General features: G+C 62.6%; 22 protein-coding genes. 15 read left to right on the top strand and 7 right to left on the bottom strand.

Translation table 11 applies throughout. From position 1 onward, the window contains the following. Positions 1-116 precede the first annotated feature (116 nt). The gene (locus tag NKI22_RS14890; protein ID WP_352815439.1) at positions 117-611 is read left to right on the top strand and encodes a YegJ family protein; all 495 of its coding nucleotides are present in this window, start codon (positions 117-119) and stop codon (positions 609-611) included. 15 nt (positions 612-626) lie between these two features. On the opposite strand, the gene NKI22_RS14885 is transcribed toward NKI22_RS14890, so the two are convergent. After that, on the bottom strand, positions 627-1,598 hold the full coding sequence (locus tag NKI22_RS14885; RefSeq protein WP_352958541.1) for a hypothetical protein: 972 nt from the start codon (positions 1,596-1,598) through the stop codon (positions 627-629). Between the two features lie 73 nt (positions 1,599-1,671). Beyond that, complete coding sequence (locus NKI22_RS14880) at positions 1,672-2,709, bottom strand: CapA family protein (protein ID WP_352640799.1); 1,038 nt, start codon at positions 2,707-2,709, stop codon at positions 1,672-1,674. A 142-nt stretch (positions 2,710-2,851) separates the two neighbouring features. Between NKI22_RS14880 and NKI22_RS14875 the strand changes: the two genes are divergently transcribed. The 7 genes from NKI22_RS14875 (at position 2,852) to NKI22_RS14845 (ending at position 11,148) form a co-directional block, all read left to right on the top strand. Next, a complete protein-coding gene (locus NKI22_RS14875) occupies positions 2,852-4,105 on the top strand; it encodes a hypothetical protein (RefSeq protein WP_352815435.1) in 1,254 nt (417 codons plus the stop codon). 113 nt (positions 4,106-4,218) lie between these two features. Beyond that, a complete protein-coding gene (gene uvrB, locus NKI22_RS14870; protein WP_352815433.1) occupies positions 4,219-7,389 on the top strand; it encodes an excinuclease ABC subunit UvrB in 3,171 nt (1,056 codons plus the stop codon). Between the two features lie 49 nt (positions 7,390-7,438). Further along, positions 7,439-7,897 carry a hypothetical protein gene (locus NKI22_RS14865; RefSeq protein ID WP_352850639.1) on the top strand — a complete coding sequence of 153 codons (459 nt, stop codon included), beginning with the start codon at positions 7,439-7,441 and terminating at the stop codon, positions 7,895-7,897. 344 nt (positions 7,898-8,241) lie between these two features. Further along, entirely contained in the window at positions 8,242-9,771 is a 1,530-nt protein-coding gene (locus tag NKI22_RS14860; RefSeq protein WP_352815430.1) for an ABC-F family ATP-binding cassette domain-containing protein, read from the top strand. A gap of 219 nt (positions 9,772-9,990) precedes the next feature. Further along, positions 9,991-10,164: a hypothetical protein gene (locus tag NKI22_RS14855; protein WP_352815428.1), complete on the top strand. Its 174-nt coding sequence runs from the start codon at positions 9,991-9,993 to the stop codon at positions 10,162-10,164. A gap of 130 nt (positions 10,165-10,294) precedes the next feature. Beyond that, on the top strand, positions 10,295-10,723 hold the full coding sequence (locus NKI22_RS14850; protein ID WP_352815427.1) for a VOC family protein: 429 nt from the start codon (positions 10,295-10,297) through the stop codon (positions 10,721-10,723). 71 nt (positions 10,724-10,794) lie between these two features. Beyond that, the gene (locus NKI22_RS14845) at positions 10,795-11,148 is read left to right on the top strand and encodes a DUF1428 domain-containing protein (RefSeq protein WP_023719169.1); all 354 of its coding nucleotides are present in this window, start codon (positions 10,795-10,797) and stop codon (positions 11,146-11,148) included. A gap of 109 nt (positions 11,149-11,257) precedes the next feature. On the opposite strand, the gene NKI22_RS14840 is transcribed toward NKI22_RS14845, so the two are convergent. The 3 genes from NKI22_RS14840 to NKI22_RS14830 form a co-directional block, all read right to left on the bottom strand. Beyond that, on the bottom strand, positions 11,258-12,892 hold the full coding sequence (locus NKI22_RS14840) for a tetratricopeptide repeat-containing sulfotransferase family protein (RefSeq protein ID WP_352815426.1): 1,635 nt from the start codon (positions 12,890-12,892) through the stop codon (positions 11,258-11,260). A 172-nt stretch (positions 12,893-13,064) separates the two neighbouring features. After that, positions 13,065-13,331 carry a DUF1488 family protein gene (locus NKI22_RS14835; RefSeq protein WP_023719171.1) on the bottom strand — a complete coding sequence of 89 codons (267 nt, stop codon included), beginning with the start codon at positions 13,329-13,331 and terminating at the stop codon, positions 13,065-13,067. 9 nt (positions 13,332-13,340) lie between these two features. After that, entirely contained in the window at positions 13,341-13,523 is a 183-nt protein-coding gene (locus tag NKI22_RS14830) for a hypothetical protein (RefSeq protein ID WP_023719172.1), read from the bottom strand. A gap of 334 nt (positions 13,524-13,857) precedes the next feature. On the opposite strand from NKI22_RS14830, the gene NKI22_RS14825 reads away from it, so the two are divergent. Genes NKI22_RS14825 through NKI22_RS14810 form a run of 4 tightly spaced genes read left to right on the top strand, consistent with a single transcriptional unit; the run spans position 13,858 to position 14,802 of the window. Continuing rightward, on the top strand, positions 13,858-14,124 hold the full coding sequence (locus NKI22_RS14825) for a hypothetical protein (protein ID WP_352815424.1): 267 nt from the start codon (positions 13,858-13,860) through the stop codon (positions 14,122-14,124). After that, entirely contained in the window at positions 14,121-14,366 is a 246-nt protein-coding gene (locus NKI22_RS14820; RefSeq protein WP_023719174.1) for a hypothetical protein, read from the top strand. Before NKI22_RS14825 ends, NKI22_RS14820 begins: the two co-directional genes overlap by 4 nt. Before the next feature lie 38 nt (positions 14,367-14,404). Next, complete coding sequence (locus NKI22_RS14815; protein ID WP_023719175.1) at positions 14,405-14,542, top strand: hypothetical protein; 138 nt, start codon at positions 14,405-14,407, stop codon at positions 14,540-14,542. 35 nt (positions 14,543-14,577) lie between these two features. Beyond that, complete coding sequence (locus NKI22_RS14810; protein WP_292661267.1) at positions 14,578-14,802, top strand: hypothetical protein; 225 nt, start codon at positions 14,578-14,580, stop codon at positions 14,800-14,802. 10 nt (positions 14,803-14,812) lie between these two features. Here the strand turns inward: NKI22_RS14810 and NKI22_RS14805 are convergent, their stop codons facing one another. Next, complete coding sequence (locus NKI22_RS14805) at positions 14,813-15,211, bottom strand: Kazal-type serine protease inhibitor family protein (RefSeq protein WP_352850635.1); 399 nt, start codon at positions 15,209-15,211, stop codon at positions 14,813-14,815. A gap of 507 nt (positions 15,212-15,718) precedes the next feature. On the opposite strand from NKI22_RS14805, the gene NKI22_RS14800 reads away from it, so the two are divergent. From NKI22_RS14800 to NKI22_RS14790, 3 genes are all read left to right on the top strand, one after another. Then, entirely contained in the window at positions 15,719-15,931 is a 213-nt protein-coding gene (locus NKI22_RS14800; RefSeq protein ID WP_006202520.1) for a cold-shock protein, read from the top strand. Between the two features lie 229 nt (positions 15,932-16,160). Then, a complete protein-coding gene (locus tag NKI22_RS14795; protein WP_006202521.1) occupies positions 16,161-16,373 on the top strand; it encodes a cold-shock protein in 213 nt (70 codons plus the stop codon). Between the two features lie 191 nt (positions 16,374-16,564). Then, the gene (locus NKI22_RS14790; RefSeq protein ID WP_352815419.1) at positions 16,565-16,975 is read left to right on the top strand and encodes a BA14K family protein; all 411 of its coding nucleotides are present in this window, start codon (positions 16,565-16,567) and stop codon (positions 16,973-16,975) included. A 79-nt stretch (positions 16,976-17,054) separates the two neighbouring features. Here the strand turns inward: NKI22_RS14790 and NKI22_RS14785 are convergent, their stop codons facing one another. Next, entirely contained in the window at positions 17,055-17,696 is a 642-nt protein-coding gene (locus tag NKI22_RS14785; protein ID WP_352496093.1) for an MBL fold metallo-hydrolase, read from the bottom strand. Positions 17,697-17,854: the final 158 nt, after the last annotated feature.

Genomic DNA, 17,854 nt, shown 5'->3' with positions numbered 1-17,854 from the left:
CCCCACCCCACTGTCCCAGGAATAGCGCCTGATGGAGACAAAAACCAGTTGCCAATCAGACGTTCGGCGAATGATGATCCGGTTTGTCTGGCGGAAATGTCGAAAGCAGTCGCACCATGAAGCTTGCAGCCCGTACCGCGCTTGCCCTGTTGCTCGCGTTTGCTTCGGTATCAGCCGACGCGCAAACCCCTGGTCAGGGCGACGACAAAGTCGTCAGCGTAGCTGGCGACGATCCGGAGATGGCGGCCGCTATCGAGCAGGCGCGTGCCGGTCTCGACGACTTCCTGGCATTGGCCGACGCGCCGCCATCCGGAACGGCCGACTTCCAATTGAAAGTCATGGTCAGGGACCGGGACGCCACGGAACATTTCTGGGTCATTCCCTTCCACCGTACGGCGGCCGGATTTGCGGGAACCTTGGACAACGAGCCGCAGACCGTTCACAACGTCGTGGCAGGCCAGGAGATCGAATTCAGCCGGGACGATATTTCCGACTGGGGCTATATGAAGAACGGACGCCGGGTGGGAAGTTTCACTGTCTGCGTTCTCTTCAAAAAGATGTCAAAGGATGATGCCGACTATTATCGCCAGAACTATGGCTTCGATTGTTGACGGCTGAAATCCAGTTCAACTGGCTTCTACATCCTTCACGCCGATCTTTCGCACCAGCGCCGCTGTCGCCAGGATCGCGCCCATGTCGGCGATCATCGGCGCGACATGCTTGGTGTAGTCGAGGCGCGTGGAGATATCCGGCAGCTCGAAGAAATTCCTTTCCTGCGGCAGCAGCAGAAAGCCGTCGCTGCCGCTGAGCGCAACGCGTGCCGGATCGTTCGGCCGGGTTTCGCCGAGCCATTGTAGCGCCTGCGCCAGCCGGCCGGTCACCAGCGGCTGCGCCGCCTCGATATTGTCGGTGCGGAACTCGTAGGCGGCATCGAGCTCCGGCACGCCGCTGGATAGTTCCTGCATCTTGCTGCCGAAGATGCCGCGGAAGAAGCCGACGACCTTGTTGGTCCGGCGCGCGGCCACCAATGTGCCCGGGAACGGCACGATCGTCTCGAAGGCGACGATGACACCCTTGAACACTGCCGTCGTGCTCTTGCCCGTCCCTTCCCGGAGATCTGCTTCGTAAAGCTCGAACGGAAACCCTTCATAGCGGCCGGAAAAAACATCGTCGAAAGACTGCCGGTTGAACGAGCCAACCGTCTCGCGCGGCAGCCGGTCGAACGAATTCGGCTTGATATTGTGCCGGTACCGCATGTCCTCGATGAAGCCGAAGACGATCGGCAGCAGCATGCTGCGGAACGACTGCTGCAATTTGCCCGCCGGCTTGATCGCCTGGAAATAGAGCAGGATCGCCGCCAGAAAGCCGCCGATATAGAGGAACACATGTGGGGTCGAGAACCACTGCTCGTTCGGGTCGGCAACCCCGTTGAAGAGCCAGGCCACAAGCGCAACCAACACCAGCAGCAGTCCAATGAACATCGGCACCCGCCAGCGCGTCTGGCGATGGGCCGAAGCTCTTTCGGCCTCGTAGACCTCGATGTTCTTCCTGATGCCGGCGATCACCGCTTCGCTCGGCATGAAATCCGCTGTTTCCATCGCCCACCCGCCGCCACAAGCTTGCCCGCGTAGCGCATGATAGCTGGTTTTGTGGACCGCGTCAGCGCAGCCGTCAGCGCGCGGCGAAGATCGCATCAAGGCGGGCCAGAACCCTTTGCCTCGATTTTCCCGCTAGCGCTTCAACCGGGACCAGCCGCTCATGATCGCCGGCGCGCAGCCGCATGAAGGCATGCAGCCGGTAGGCGGCGATGGCCCCGCGCGTGTCGAGATCGTCGCTGATGTCGACGACGAGAATGGCGCCGATACGGCCCGGCCATGGCTGGCGCGCGAAGGCGGTGCCGAAGAAATCGCCGAGCCCATAGGCGACGAGCGTCTTGCCGAGCCGCTCGATCGGCTGCACGACATGGGCATGATGTCCGGCGACCAGGCCGACGCCATGTTCGGCCAGAAGCCGCGCCAGTGCCCGCGTCTTCGCACGTGGAAAATGCCGGAATTCCCAATCCCAATGCGGTACCGCGCAGAGGAGGTCGACACTCTCAACTGTATCGCGTGGCCATTGTCCCGGATCGCTTGCCATCGAGACACGGCCCGCGAACTGGACCGCATCGGCATTGCGCCACAAGGTAAAGGCGGCAAGGCCGATGGTCAGCGCCCCGACGGCAAACCGCTCGACTGGAACCCCAGCACCGACAGTACGGATGCCGAGCCGCGCCAGCGCGGCAACGGTCTCGTCGAAGCCGGCAATGCCCTGGTCGAGCACATGGTTGTTGGCCAGCGACAGCACCAGTCTTTCCGGCGAAATGCCGGCGGCGGCCAGCGCCTCGGCAAGAAACCGCTCGCTCATCGCATGGTGCGTGCCAAGCCTTGTGCCCCAAACAGCGCTCGGCCGTTCCACCACCGGGCTTTCGCAATTGCCGACTACCAGATCGGCCGAGGCGAGCAGCGCCGCGATCGCCGGATCGCATTCCGGCGCGCTGCGATTGGCCACCGCCGAGATGTCGCCGACGAAAGCCAGCCGTACCGTCCGCGCCGGCGCCGGTTCGAGCAGGGTTGCCGCCATCGGAGCGAAGCCGCGAGCTGCGCCGCCGAGCGAAGGCCGGAGGAAACGGGGCAGCCAGGACAGTTTGTAGGAAAGCGGATAATTCGACACGCGACGCCCAATCGTTTGCCCTGTGTAAACCGTCCGCCGGATTGATTGAAGCTTCGACTGTTATCGGTGAACCACAGGGCTACAGGCGCGCGAACCAAATGCGTGTATGATCCACTGCGGAGCGACAAAAGGGGCGATCACGATGAAGCGTTTTTCCAGGCTGATGGCAGGCGCCATCGTTCTTCTCCTGCCGCTGTCCGCGGCCGGAGCCGCGGCTCCCGAACCGGCGGCCCTGTTCGAGGCAAAAACCGTGGCCGAGCGCGACAGCGCGCTAGCCGCGCTGGAAGCCGCCGCGCCCGGCGATCCTGCATCGGCCTATGCCACCGGCGCCGGTGAATTCTTCACCGCGCTGGAGATCCTGGCCGGCGGTCTGCACCGCCACGGTTTCGAAAGCCCGCAATCGTTCATGCTGCCGCTGATGCGGCTGCCGGTGCCGGACAATGCCGATCCCGAGCCGCTGACCTACGAACAATTCCGCGCCATTCTCGTCGCCTTCCGCGACCGGTTGGAGAAATCCGCAGCCACGCTGGGCTCGGTACCCGCCGACGCCGACATCGGCATGGTCATCGACCTGACCCGTCTCGGCATCGACCTCAACGAGGACGGCCAGATCGCGCCGGACGAAAGTGCCGCCGCGGTCATGGCGTCTCTGTCACGCGGCGGCGGTGCGCCAGACGCGGCCGCACCCGCCTTCACGTTCCGCTTCGACCGCGCCGACGGTTATTGGCTGCAGGGCTATGCCGAGTTCCTGATGGCGCAGGCCGACTTCTGGCTGGCGCATGATTTCAGGAACACGTTCGACGGCTCCTTCCACATGCTGTTCCCCCACGCCAAACTGCCACTTCAGGACACGCTCGTGCCGCTGGACGGCGGCATGGGCGGCGGCATCCTGACGTCCGAATGGCGCCTCGCCGACTTCATCTCCCTGGTGCACCTCATCAACTGGCAAGTGGTCGAGCCGGAGCGCCGGCAAGCGGCACGCCGCCATCTCATGGAAATGATCCGGCTGTCGCGCGAGGACTGGAAAGCCATCCGCGCCGAAACCGACAATGACCGTGAATGGCTGCCCGGGCCGCAGCAGAAAGGCCCCAGCCCGCTCACCGGCCTCGACGTCGGCGAGCAGCAGGTGCAGGCCTGGCTCGCCGCCTTGGCCATGGCCGAGGATCTTCTGGAAGGCCGCACCTTGCTGCCGCATTTCCGCATCGCCGACAAAGGCATCAACATGAAGCGCTTCTTCGACGAGCCGAAGCCCTTCGACCTGGTGCTGTCGATCACCGGCCCGGCCATCGCGCCCTATCTCGAACGCGGCAAGATTCTCACCAGCGAGGAGTTCAACCAGATCCAGCGCCAATTCGGCGGCGCCGGGTTTCTGACATTTGCGCTTTGGTTTAATTGAGCGGGAAACTTGGACGGTGCTCCTGACACCCTTCTGTCAGCAGCTGGATTGTGCCTCGCGCCCCTTGGCACTCCGCTCTTTCCATTTTGGCCGATACCTCCCATATTCGGGCCATGGCCAGACTCTCCGACAAGAAAACGCCGCCGCCGGCGAATGACGATCGCGCATCGCCGCCCAAGCGGCGCAGTCCGCTGACCGATTTCCTCGATGCCTCGGAGCCACTGCACGGCTTTGCCGAAGCGCCGCAGGCCGAGCTCACCGGCGCGCCGCTAACCGGCTCGATCGCCGACTGGGCCGAGCAGATCGAGCAGGAAGCCGAGAAGGAAGGGCGCGTTTCCGGCAAAGTCGGCGGCAAATTAGCGAAGTCGGCGAAAAAGATCCCCGAGCGCTCGTCTTCCCCCGGCCGTACGGCACGCGGCACCTCGATGGGCGGCGCGGCTTCGGCGCGGGAGCGCACCGCGGCCGGTCTCAATCCTGTCGCCGGCCTCGATGTCTCACTGGAAGAGGCCGAGACCATGGCTTCGGGCGGCGTCACCGCCACCGTCGCGGCGCTGTCGGCGCTGATCGAATCCGGCAATCCGCTGCACAAGGACGGCGTGCTGTGGACGCCGCACCGCCCTGCCCGGCCGGAAAAATCCGAAGGCGGCATCGCCATCAAGATGGTCTCGGATTTCGAGCCGGCCGGCGACCAGCCGACGGCGATCAAGGATCTGGTCGAGGGTGTCAACAGCAACGACCGCACCCAGGTGCTGCTCGGCGTCACCGGCTCGGGCAAGACCTTCACCATGGCTAAGGTGATCGAGGAGACGCAACGCCCCGCTCTGATCCTGGCGCCCAACAAGACGCTTGCCGCGCAGCTCTATTCCGAGTTCAAGAAATTCTTCCCGGAAAACGCCGTCGAGTATTTTGTCAGCTACTACGACTATTACCAGCCTGAGGCCTATGTGCCCCGGACCGACACCTACATCGAGAAGGAATCCTCGATCAACGAGCAGATCGATCGCATGCGCCACTCGGCGACGCGCTCGCTGCTCGAGCGTGACGACGTCATCATCGTCGCCTCGGTCTCCTGCATCTACGGTATCGGCTCGGTCGAGACCTATACGGCGATGACCTTCCAGATGCAGATCGGCGACCGCCTAGACCAGCGCGCGTTGCTCGCCGACCTCGTCGCCCAGCAATACAAGCGCCAGGACATAAACTTCGTCCGCGGCTCGTTCCGGGTGCGCGGCGACACGATCGAGATCTTCCCGGCTCACCTCGAGGACCGTGCCTGGCGCATCTCGTTGTTCGGCGACGAGATCGAGGCGATCACCGAATTCGATCCGCTGACGGGCCAAAAGACCGGCGAGCTGAAGAGCGTCAAGATCTACGCCAATTCGCACTATGTGACGCCGCGCCCGACCTTGAACCAGGCCATCAAGTCGATCAAGGAAGAACTCAAGCATAGGCTGGTCGAACTCGAACGGGCCGGTCGGTTGCTGGAGGCGCAGCGGCTGGAGCAGCGCACCCGCTTCGACCTGGAGATGCTTGAGGCGACCGGCTCCTGCGCCGGCATCGAGAATTACTCGCGCTATCTGACCGGCCGCCAGCCGGGCGATCCGCCGCCGACCTTGTTCGAATACATCCCCGACAATGCGTTGGTCTTTGTCGACGAAAGCCACGTCACCGTACCGCAGATCGGCGGCATGTATCGCGGCGACTTTCGCCGCAAGGCGACGCTGGCCGAGTACGGGTTCCGCCTGCCGTCCTGCATGGACAACCGGCCGCTGCGCTTCGAGGAGTGGGACGCCATGCGCCCGCTGTCCGTCGCGGTTTCGGCAACGCCCGGCGGCTGGGAGATGGAGCAGTCCGGCGGTGTTTTCGCCGAGCAGGTCATCCGCCCGACCGGCCTGATCGACCCGCCGGTCGAGGTGCGCCCGGCCAAGACGCAGGTCGACGATGTGGTGGGCGAAATCCGCGAGACCACCAAGGCCGGCTACCGCACGCTGGTCACCGTGCTGACCAAACGTATGGCCGAGGACCTGACCGAGTATCTGCATGAGCAAGGCATTCGCGTGCGCTACATGCACTCCGACATCGACACGCTGGAGCGTATCGAGATCCTGCGCGATCTGCGCCTCGGCGCCTTCGACGTGCTGGTCGGTATCAACCTGTTGCGCGAAGGCCTCGACATTCCCGAATGCGGCTTCGTCGCCATTCTCGATGCCGACAAGGAAGGTTTTCTGCGCTCCGAGACATCGCTGATCCAGACCATCGGCCGCGCCGCCAGAAACGTCGACGGCAAGGTCATCCTCTATGCCGACCAGATCACCGGCTCAATGGAGCGGGCGATGGCCGAGACCAACCGCCGTCGCGAAAAGCAGATGGAGTGGAACGCGGCCAACGGCATCACCCCGGAATCGGTCAAGTCGCGCATTTCGGACATCCTGGACTCGGTTTACGAGAAGGACCATGTCCGCGCCGACATCTCGCAGTTCACCGACAGCGCCGGCGCGATGATGGGCAACAATCTGAAAGCCCATCTCGACGCGATGGACAAGCAGATGCGCGACGCCGCCGCCAACCTCGATTTCGAGAAGGCGGCCCGCATCCGCGACGAGATCAAGCGGCTGCGCGAGATGGAACTGTCCATCTCCGACGATCCTTTGGCCAAATATGCCGACATGGAAAGCCCGGTCTCGGGCCGCGAAAAGGGCAAGCACAACAAGGGCGTGGCCAAACATCGTACATCAGAGGAACAGGAGCGTTTCCGCAAGCTCGACGAGGCACGTGCCGCCGAAGAGGCAGCCAAGGCTGCACGGCCCAACCTCTTCCGCAAGCCGGAGCTCGACGAAATGGGCGCCGACGGCGCCGTACCGGTGAAGAAGCCGCTGTTTGCCAAGCCGTCGCTGGACGATATGGGGCCTGGCACCGACATGACGACGCCGTCAGGCGCAGTGTCCCGTTCGCTGTTCAAGAAACAGTCGGCCGAAGAAGCGCACGGCTCCGATTTCGGCATCCCCGGTGACTCGACAAAACCGCTGTTCAAGAAGAATTCGCTCGATGAGATGACCGTGCGGCGCACAGAAAAGCCGATCGAAGGAAAGGTGCCGGCAAAGCCACAGGCAATCTCCCCCCGTGTGGGGGAGATGCCCGGCAGGGCAGAGGGGGGCGCGAAGGATCGCAACGATTCCGACAAGCCCGTTGTCCGCCAGCGCAGTGGTATCGGCTCCTACGAGGATCCCGCCGATACTCGCCGCGAAAAGCGCCGCCCCGGCAAGACGGGTCGGCCGGGACGGTAGGTTCGGCTGGCGACATTAGTGCGTCCGTTCGGCCTGAGACAATGGGATAATGCTGCTTCAAAACAACGCCGCTGAAACACCTTTTGAACTGTCGATCGATACTCGCTTTCCATATGCGGAGGCAGGTTCCGCTTCGGCCATAATCGCGCAAGGGTGGTCGATCTCGCTCAACGCAGCCTTTTGTGTTCTCCACGAGCTATGTCGCCCACCATTCGGCAACACAGTTTTGAAAGAAAGATTGCTTGAGCTTGTCGATGAATGGGCACTGGCATCCGATCATCCGCTGAAAACGCCACTGCTTAGGTGCGCACGAGCTCTCATTCAGGACGAGCCAGTGCCGTGGCGCGAAGCTACTGCCATAATGGAAGAAATTGGGCGTTACTCTGGCCAGCGGGCAGCGCTCGGGATTGCTTACTTTGCCGGCGATGGCTCCACTAAAGAAGGCGATGCTGCCCTGAGCAAGACTGATCGCGACATTCGCCAAATTTGGGCGGCCAACGGCGTCTAGGGAACGCACACCGACCGTTGCTTAAATCAACAGAGTGCAACCAGCCGAACGCACCACTTGCCACCAAGCCCGCCTTTGGTGTAATCGCTCCCGCACACTCAACGTCTTGACTGGAAGGAGGGCTCACGTGTTTACGTTTTTTCGTCACCATCGTCAGCGTGGCCCGATTTCTGCCCTGCGAGCTAGCTTGCAGGGCTGACCAGAGACGGTCCGGGTTTCTTTCCCGCTTCGATTTTCTTGGTCTGCCCTTCGTGGTGCCGCAACGCCGAGCCTGATGGCCAGCCTGCGCACCGTCAAAGTGCATCGAACCGGAATTGTATTCCGGGCAGACCAGAGAAACCCAAATGGCCCTGATCAGCCTCAAATCCCTCGGCGTCACCATGAGTGCGCCGCTTTTCTCCAATCTCGACCTCACCATCGGCACCGGCGACCGGCTCGGCATCGTCGCCGCCAATGGGCGCGGCAAATCCACTTTGCTCAAATGCCTGACCGGCGAAATGGAACCGACTTCCGGCGACATCACCCGCACGCGCGGCCTGCTCGTTGGCTATGTCGAGCAAGTCGTCCCGGCGGCGCTGGCCAGCCGCAGCTTCCGGCAGGCGGTAGCTGATGCCTTGCCGGCCGAACAGGTCGATAGCGAGCAATGGCGTGTCGATGTGGTTCTTGATTCCCTCGACGTGCCGGAACCGATGCGCAAGCGGCCGATGCAGGCGCTGAGCGGCGGCTGGCAAAGGCTGGCGTTGATCGCCCGCGTCTGGGTCACCGATCCCGACGTCCTGCTTCTCGACGAGCCGACCAATCACCTCGACCTCGCCAGGATCAGCCAGCTTGAGACCTGGCTGAACGCGTTGCCGCGCGAGGTGCCTGTCGTCATCGCCAGCCACGACCGCGCGTTTCTCGACGCGACGACCAACCGGACCCTGTTCCTGCGCCCGGAACTGTCGCCGGTGTTTTCGCTGCCCTATTCGCGGGCGCGGCTTGCACTGGATGAGGTCGATGCCTCGACCGAGCGCAAGTTCCAGCGCGACATGAAGGTGGCGCAGCAGTTGCGCCGGCAAGCGGCCAAGCTGAACAATATCGGCATCAATTCCGGCAGCGATCTTTTGACGGTCAAGACCAGGCAACTGAACCAGCGCGCCCAGCGCCTCGAGGAGGTCGCAACACCCGCGCATCGCGAAAAATCGGCGGGCGCCATCAAGCTCGCCAATCGCGGCACGCACGCCAAGGTGTTGATCACGTTGGACGATTTGGCGGTCGAAACACCTGACGGCACGCTGCTGTTCAGGACCGGCAAGCGCCACATCTGCCAAGGCGACCGCATTGTCCTGCTTGGCCGCAACGGCGTCGGCAAGTCACGGCTGATCGGCTTGGTCCGGAACGCCATCGTCGAGCCGCAGACGGCAGCGCAAAACCTGAAGGTGACGCCGTCGACGGTGCTCGGTCATAGCGACCAGGCGCTGTCCGGCATCGACGGCGATGACACGCCGCTGGCGATGCTCTCGCGCAAATTCGACGTCGGCGAGCAGCGCGCCCGCTCGCTGCTGGCGGGCGCCGGCGTCAGCATCGATATGCAGGAGCGTCGGATCGGCGTGCTGTCCGGCGGGCAGAAGGCGCGTCTGATGATGCTGGCGCTCAGGCTCGCCAATCCCAACTTCTATCTGCTCGACGAGCCGACCAACCATCTCGACATCGACGGCCAGGAAGCGCTGGAGGCAGAGCTGCTGGAGCATGAGGCAAGCTGCCTGCTCGCCTCGCACGACCGCTCCTTCATCCGCGCCATCGGCAACCGCTTCTGGCTGATAGAGAAGCGGCGGCTGACCGAGGTCGACGACCCGGAAGGCTTCTTCCGGGAAGTGGCGGAAACGGGCGGTTGAAGGATCGCGGGAAGCCATTCCGAAACGGAGTGGCCGACTGCGCTTTCACACAGATGGCAGGCAGCAGAGCTTCCGGTTGACCTGCCCGTCCGCGCGTCCGCCAGCCGCTTGAGCCCGTCTTGCGCAAAAAAGTTCCGGCGCTCTGTCGGATCATGATCTCATGCCACGTCCTTGGGACGCCGACACGGTGATGCCGGCGCCAATCGAGGAGAAAGCATCATGTCTGTTCTGTCATCCATAGGCCGCGCCGTGACCCGTTACTCGGCGGCTCGTGCCCGTTACCGCAGCGAACGCGCCATCCTGTCATTGCCGATCGAGTTGCGCAAAGACATCGGCTGGCCGGAAATCATCGTCGACGCGCAAAACAGCCCGCGGATTCGCATCGAAGGATGAAGGCGCCGCCGTTGCAGCAAAGCACCATTTCGAACCCGACATCTGAAAAAAGCATTGGCCGTGTAGGATCGTCGCCGTCTCGTTCGTCCTGTGGTTCGCAAGGCCAACCAGACGCAAAGAGGAGAATGACATGAATGACCAGCCGCAGACCCAGCCCGCCGCTAAAGTTCTTGGCGGATTGACGCCCTACCTTCAGCTGGACGGCGCTTTCAAAGCCGCCGAATTTTACCAAAAGGCCTTCGGTGCCGAGCAGGTCTTTGCCTATCCGCCGGACGAACAAGGCCGCACCATGCATATCCATCTCCACATCAACGGCTCGACCTTGATGATTTCCGATTTCTATCCCGAGCACGGAATGGCCGCGGTGAAGCCGCAGGGCTACACCATGCAGCTCCATCTCGGCAGCGACGACATCGACGACTGGTGGAAGCGCGCTGTCGATGCCGGCTGCGAGGTCGTCATGCCGCTACAGGTGATGTTCTGGGGCGACCGCTGGGGCAATATGCGTGATCCGTTGGGCGTCGAATGGGCAATGAACGCGCCGGTGAAAGCGGCTTAGGATCCCCACACAGGTATGTACCGGAAATCACCGCTCAAGAGGGCGGAAAACAATCGCATGGAGGAAATCAGATGTCTTATGTCGATGGTTTCGTACTTGCCGTGCCGAAGGCAAAGCTCGATGCCTACAAGAAGCTGGCGGAAACCGCCGGCGCCGTCTGGAAGGAGCACGGGGCGCTTGCCTATGTCGAATGCGTCGGCGACGACGTGCCCTATGGCGAGATCACCTCGTTCCCGCGCGCCGTGCAGGCCAAGGACGACGAGGTCGTCATCTTCTCGTGGGTCGTCTATGAATCGCGGCAGAGCCGCGACGCGGTGATGGCCAAGGTGATGGCCGACCCACGCATCAAGTCGGACTGGTCGACGATGCCGTTCGACGGCAAGCGCATGATCTTCGGCGGCTTTCAGCCGTTTATGGAGCTTTGATGCATGTCGCGCAGCGGTTTTGCGATAACGACATGCATAAAAACAAGGATCTAAAGCGCGTCGCATGAGGCCGATCGAGCGCGACGCGCTTTTAAGGCCCAGCGGCGCTCTAAGCCAGCCTGTCGAGCAGCGGCTTCAGCCGGTCGCCATAGCGCTTCCACAGATCGACCGAGCCCTGATACATCGGCTGCCGCACTTGCGCGGCGGACGCCGTGCGCACCGGCCGGTCGGTCCGGTGAAACGACAGCACGGCGTCGTCCCATGGCAGGCCGAGATGGGCGATCAGTGCTCGCGACTGGCCTTCCTGGTCGGCGACGAAATCCTCGTAGCGAACGTCGTGCACGACATCAGGCAGCACGGCGTGCCAGTGCGCCATGATGTCGGTGTAGAGATTGTGGAAATCGGCGAGTTCGCCGAGATCGTAGCCGTAGCGGTGGCTGTCGCCGCGGAAGTGCACCTTGTAGATCGACAGGCAGGTCGCCGCCGCATCGCGCGCGCAATGGATGATCTTGGCCTGCGGCAGCATCATGTGGATGAAACCGACCAACAGGAAATTGCCGGGCATCTTATCGGTGACGTGCCGGAACCCGGGATAGCGGGCGTGCAGCATATCGAGATAGGCCTGGCCGGCCTCGGCATAGGCCTTATCGGACATGTCGGCGATGCCCCAGGGAAAGCCGCCCTTCATGCTGAGCGGAAACTGCTTGCCGACCGCCGTCTTCAATATGCCGAGCTCGCCGGCGCCGTAGACCTTCGGATGGCTGGCGATGATCTGCTCGACCAGCGTGGTGCCGGAACGAGGCATGCCTACAATGAAGACCGGCGTGTCGTCGGTAATCCCGCTCGGCCTGTGCTTTTCAAAAAAGGCCTTGTCGAACACCGCCTTCATCGCCTCGAACTCGCCGCGCGTCTTGCCGGCGTCGTAGTCGATGCCCTGGCGGCGGATCGCGTTGCCTTCGGCGAAATAGTCGAAGGCGCGACCATAATCCCTGAGGTCGTCATTGGCCTTGCCGAGGCCGAAGGAAAGCTGCATGCGCGGCAGGCTGCCTTGCGGCGCCTTGGCGTGCTCCGCCTCCATGCGGGCAAGCTCGGCGTCGCGCTCCTTCTGGCGCTTGACCTGGGTGAGCATTAGCCAGGCCCTTGCCATGCCGGGATTCACCGCCAGCGCCTGCCTGAAAAGATCCGCAGCCTCGTCGAGACTGCCCTTTTCCATCAGCCCGACACCCAGGCCATGCAAAAGATCGGCATCCTTCGGCCGGATCGTCAGCGCCTCGCGAAAAACAGCTAATGCCTCATCCAGCCGGCCCGCTTCCTGCAGCGTCTCGGCAAGCCCGACACGGGCGCGGACATGGAACGGGTTGCGACCGATCGTACCGCGATAAATATCCTCGGCGCCTTCGAATTGGCCGAGCTGCTTCAGCGACGAGCCGAGATTGTCGCGCGCCGCCAGTTGGTCCGGCCTGGTTGCCACCACCTTGCGGAAGAGATCGGCTGCGGCCGCGACCCGGCCGAGGTCGCGCAGCACGGTGCCGAGATTGTTGAGGAAATCCGGATTGTTCGGCTGCAGCCGAACCGATTGTTCGATCAGCGCCAGCCCCTCGGCGCTGCGCCCGGTCTGGTGCAGCAGAAGCCCGAGGAAATGCGCGGCGGCCGAGTGGTTAGCCTTTTGCGCCAGCACCTGACGGTAAAGCGCCTCGGCCTCCTGCCGGCGCCCCGCCTGGTGCAGCTGCAGCGCCTGCTGCACGTACTGGTCGAGCCCCAGCGGCGGCTGCCCGCCTGAGCCGTAACGTGCGCCTGCCGGTTGTCTCGGATTTCTGTTGATGGGAAACCTGCCGTGTTGTCCGCCTGCCGCGATCTAGGCCATCGCTGCGGCGCGTGCAAGAGCAGACGACGGGCACTATGGAGCAAACCCCAAACTAGCGGAAGTCGGCCGGCGTCAGCACATACATGTTCCTGCGGCCATGCGAGTAGGCTTCGCGCGCAATATCGTGGATCGACGAACGCTTGGCGTCGAAGGCACTGAGAAATTCGGCCTCGGCTCCGCTTGCGGCCGGGTTTGCCGCCGAAAGTGCCGCAACCTCGACGAAGAACGGGACTTCGAACATGCCGTCATGGCCAACGAAACGAATGCGCTTGGCCGCCGCGTCGTAGGAGCGGCTGGGATTGGGAAAATTGAGTGTCATGGCTGCGCGTCAAATCAGGCGGTTGCTTTCGGCAAGCTGGCGCGCCCGCCGCACCGTGCCGTCGGTATCGGCAAGCCTTCGCCTTGCCGCCTCGTCGCTTCTTATCGTGAGGCGTGGCGACATAACCTTTATCGGCTTTGCGACGGGATTGACTGCAACTGTCGGGACATCCGGTGTTCTTGCGGAATTCATGACTCTCTTCCTTTCACACCTAAATAAATACAAATGCCGGAGGAATTTTTCCGGAAGTTCTTCAAACAATTTTTGAGGTGCACCGGGATCGTATCATCGTTCTGCAAATAACTATAGAAAAGTAATTTTGCGTTGGTAGGGGTAAGAGGCCGGAATCTTCTTGAATAAGCCGCATTTTCGGACTAATGGTATGAAACCGTTTTTGGGTCATGCTTGGGCCCTCGCGGCGTCAGGGTTCTCGGCCCGCCAAACTGATCCAAATCGCCGACACCTGGTACCGCAATGCAGGCTCCGCTTCCGGAGCCAGGCCGGAAAGAAACTTCAAGGCACGAGAATGTCTGCCCGCACCACTCATTCCATCGCGCATTTCGCGGCACCTTTCGTGCTTGGCGGCCTGGATGGCATGCAGCCGGCCGGCGACTATGACATCGACCACGACGAGGAACTGATCGACGGCATGTCGTGGCTTGCCTGGCGCCGCGTCGCCACCTTCATCCATCTGCCGGCAAGGACGGTGAAAAGCCCGACCGGCCGGCTTGTCGCCGTCGACTACGCCGAACTCGAAGCAGCGCTTCGGCACGACCAGGAGAATGCCACATGATCCGCTTCCAGCAGAGTGCGCGGCGCACGGACACGCCCTCGCATATCTTCACCGTCGGCCAGACTGTTCGCATGAAGAGCCGCACCGGCCTTGCCCAAAAGACCGCGGAGCTGTTCCAGATAAAGAGCCGGCTGCCGGTCAAGGACGGCTCGCCGCAATATCGCATTCGCAGCGATCAGGAGACCTATGAGCGGGTCACCACGGAAGACAATCTCGAACCGGTCGACAACCCGGCCAACTGAGCCGAAAGCAATCCGCAACACGTATAAGGGATCAGAAAATGGCCAAGGGTCAACAGCGCAGCAATCGCGAGACACGCAAGCCCAAGAAGGACAAGGTGGCGGCAAAACCGGCCTCGCCCTTCGGCTCGGCGGTCAAGCAGGCGGAGACCGCTGTGAAACCCAAGTCCAAAGGCTAGGGTTCGATCGCACGACAATCTGCCTGGAGGCGTGCTTGAACTTCGTCATCGAGTTCTACCGCTCGCGCGATGCCGACGAAGCGATACTCGATCGAGTGTCGCTGGAGGCACCGAACCTGCGCGCCGCCCTGCAAGGCGCCGCCACGCTGCTTCACACGCTGATGATGCCGCAGATCCCCGATCGCCTGCGCATCTCCAACGAGGACGGCGCCGAGCTCTACGTCGGCCCCGCCGATGGTGCCTATCCGGACGAACAGTGAGGCCGGTGCGCTAGCACGGCCCATCATCGACCACCCGATAATCCGCCGCGCGGGCTTCGCATTCGTTGGGGAATGTGCGCAGCTCGCCATGGCGACGAGCGCAGACCGGGCGGTATTCGCGGGTGCAGAATGTCTGCTCCTCACCGCCGCCACCACCGCCGCGGCACTCGCCCTCGCGAATGATGCGGTATCCGGCCCGTTCGGCAAGGCAGGCATTGGCGAAGGTCTGGCGGTCGCCGCCGCGCCGGGCGCAGACCGGGTCATATTGCCTGGTGCAGAATTGCAGCCCCGGCCGTGGCGGGCGCGGCCCTGGCCCCTCGTCGACCACGACGGTGCAGGCCGCAAGAATTGCCGACAGGAACAAGATGGAAAAACCCTGCCGCGAGAAGATTGCCGCAAGAAGCCGCATGAATATTCCCTCCCTCGAAACTCCCGCCCCCGCATAATCGCGCCTGCATCGGGCCGATCCTCGTCAATCTCGCCATTCTGCTGCCAAATGCAACCCCCGTTTGTAGCCTGGCGCATGCAAACCAAGGCGGGTTGCCGGCGCAAGTCCAAAACAGCACCGGCCCAGCTTGCTGGACCATGCCTGGGTTGCGTCTGGCCGATGACCGCGCGGAGAACCAGTTCTATCGGTGCGATGCGTCGGGATGCGCCTGTTGGGCCGCCCGCGGCTCTATCTTGCAAGCATCACGTTTCCGTGCGATAAATTTTGTGTTCGGGCATTTGCGACCCGGAGAGCGGAACGTTTTGGACGACCTTTCCCCGATACTGTGAATCTCTGACAGCCCCGTTTTCGGCGGGGGGTTTTACCATGCGCCAATGCATGACTGCCGAAGCAACCACCGGGACTTGCCCACGGCGCCAGGCGGCGGGCGGAACCACCAAGACTGACACGGGTGAAGGAGTTTCCCCAATGGCCCAGACCGGCACCGTTAAATTCTTCAACGCTACCAAAGGCTTCGGCTTCATTACGCCCGATGGCGGCGCCAAGGATGTATTCGTCCACATCTCGGCGATAGAGGCTTCCGGGCTGCGCACGCTCGTCGACGGTCAGAAGGTCACCTTCGATGTCGAGCCCGACCGTATGGGTAAGGGTCCGAAAGCGGTAAATCTCCGCGCCGCCTGAACGGCGGCGTGCCGCGCGTCCTTTCGGGTGTGTGAGGATGCTGCAAGGCTTTTGGTGTGAACTCGAATTTTATAAAGGCGCGGCGGTTTTCGTCGCGCCTTTTGTGTTCCGGGATGCTTGCCGGCACCCGCAAAACTTTCTCTTGCCGATGGCACTAAAATAAAGGACAAATTTCCGTCCGGGCATTTGCCGGCCCGAGACTGGACTTGTGGGATCAAAGGAGCTTCCCATGCCGCAGACCGGCACCGTCAAATTCTTCAATCACGCCAAGGGCTTCGGCTTCATCACGCCGGACGACGGGGCAAAGGATGTCTTCGTCCATATTTCGGCCGTGCAGGCGTCGGGTCTTCCCGGTCTTGAGGATGGGCAGAAAGTGACATTCGACACCGAGCCGGACAAGCGCGGCAAGGGTCCGAAAGCCGTCAACCTGTCGATCGGCTGAACCAGCCCCGGACAGAATGGACGTGGGCCGGTCTGGCCTGCGGTGTTTGCCGCATGTTTGAACCCCAGTTAAATGAACCGCTTGGTCAAATTTCGTTCAGCCCCCGTTCAGCCACGGTCGCATATTAATCTTCGTTAAAGCCGGACCGCATCCCCCCGAAAACGACCCGGGCCGGCACGAAGGAGACCGACATGAACGGAATTTTCAAGACTGCCATCCTGTCCGCCGCGATCGTTGCGACCACGCTTGCGACCTTGCCTGCGGCCAGTGCCGATGAATGGCGCCATCACCGCCGCCACCACGGCCACGGCGACGCCGTTGCAGCCGGCGTCCTTGGTCTTGCGGCCGGTGCCCTGATCGGCGGTGCGCTCGCCAGCCCGCAGCCCCGCTATTACGACCCGGCCTATGATGATGAATACTACCGGCCTGCCCCGGTGCGTCGGTATTACGTACAACCGCGAGTGGCCTATGCCGAAAGCTATGCGGAGCCGTGGACCCGCGGCTGGTATGAATACTGCTCGGACCGCTACCAGAGCTTCAACGCGCGTACCGGCACGTTCACCGGCTATGACGGCGAACAGCATTTCTGCACTGCCAACTGAGACAGTTTCCCCTCTGGAACAAAAGCGCTGCCCGGTGGGTGGCGCTTTTTGTTTTTCGCGGTTTCAGACCAGGCCGGCTTTAGACCAAATAAGGATTGCTCCGCCGCTCCTCACCAAAACGGCCGCCGGGACCATGGCCACAGATGAAGCCGATGTCGTCGCCCAACGGCAACAGCTTCTCCTTGATCGAGGCGATCAGCGCGGCGTGGTCGCCGCCCGGCAGGTCGGTGCGGCCGACCGAACCGCGGAATAGCACGTCGCCGACATGGGCGAACTTCGCCGCCCGGTTATAGTAGACGACGTGGCCGGGTGCGTGGCCCGGACAATGGAATACCTCAAACACCTGTGAGCCAAACGAAACGGTCTCGCCCTCGGCAAGGAACCGGTCGGGGACACAGTTGCGCACGGGATCGGTGATGCCGTAGCGCTTCGCCTGGTTCTCGAGATTGGCGAGCAGCGGCCGGTCGGCGGCATGCGGGCCGATGATCTCGATATCGAGCGCCTCCTTCAGTTCCATGGCCCCGCCGGCATGGTCGATATGGCCATGCGTGATCCAGATCGCGCCGGCAGTGATCGCATTGTCCTTGAGCGCCGCCAGCACCTTGTCGATGTCGCCGCCCGGATCGACGACGACGCCCTGTCTGTCGTCCATGTCGAAGAGGATGGTGCAGTTCTGTTGGAACGGCGTGACCGGCACGATGCCGGCGTTGAGCTGACCCATATTTGTCCTTTCACACTGTCGGAGCTCCGCGCGCGCCCTCGAACGCGTCAGGAAAGCTCTAACCTTGTTGAATCAGGCCCTGATGTAGAGACACACGCGGACGGCGTCCACCGCTCCCGCAAACGGCAAACGAAATGGGCGGCCGAAGCCGCCCATTT

Origin of the sequence: Mesorhizobium sp. M0778, from assembly GCF_040320105.1 — a bacterium.
Lineage (GTDB): Bacteria > Pseudomonadota > Alphaproteobacteria > Rhizobiales > Rhizobiaceae > Mesorhizobium.
Note: the sequence above shows the minus strand (reverse complement) of the source record. Positions and strands in the feature narration are given on the sequence as shown.